Here is a 603-nt window from a genome sequence, read left to right as displayed (position 1 = left end):
ATAGCAACCTCGATGACGCGGCCAAGATCGCGTTGTTCGAAGTTGTTCAGAAGCAACTGGAGGCGCGTGCCCATGATCGGGCCGTTCATCAGCAGGCAGTTCTAGAAGCTACCTGCTTTGCACTGGACGCAGCTCTCGCGCAGGATGATGAAGGTCTGCGCGAGACCATCGTCGCAATATACCGGGATTTGACAACGGCAGTTTCATCACTGACCCGCGTTCCCGTTTCGTCCACTGATAGTAAATAGTGTGGACACGCAGTACCAGTAACAAACCATCAACCAAGCAAGGATAGCATCAAATGGCACGTCAAAAAGGCGCAGACGTCGATTCGGTCAACACCAGCAGCGGTGGCAAGCGCGACAAGGTAAAAATTCAGGATCGCGTGCAGCTTTTCAAGTTTCCGGAAAAGAAGTGGGTGACGCTGCGGCTCTACGGTGACGTTCACTCGTATGCAACTGCATGGGTCAAGACCAAGACGAAGGATGGCAAGTCCACGAAGTTCCCGGTCGATCTGCCGTCGTATGACCCGTAAACGCAGCAGTTTGACAGTACGAAGTACGACCCGTGGTATGCACACGCGCAGCATGAGAAGGATAGCGG

General features: G+C 53.7%; 2 protein-coding genes. Both read left to right on the top strand.

Going from position 1 to position 603, the window contains the following annotated elements; genetic code table 11:
- Positions 1-248: hypothetical protein (locus AC1RPQ_RS07595; RefSeq protein WP_481762202.1), on the top strand; the 248-nt coding region annotated here is incomplete at its 5' end.
- 53 nt (positions 249-301) lie between these two features.
- Entirely contained in the window at positions 302-535 is a 234-nt protein-coding gene (locus AC1RPQ_RS07590; protein ID WP_481762201.1) for a hypothetical protein, read from the top strand.
- The last annotated feature ends 68 nt before the right edge of the window (positions 536-603 follow it).

The sequence above is a fragment of the Dellaglioa sp. CoH-57-MRSF-21 genome, assembly GCF_056781915.1.
This window is presented reverse-complemented; position numbering and strand designations above follow the sequence as displayed.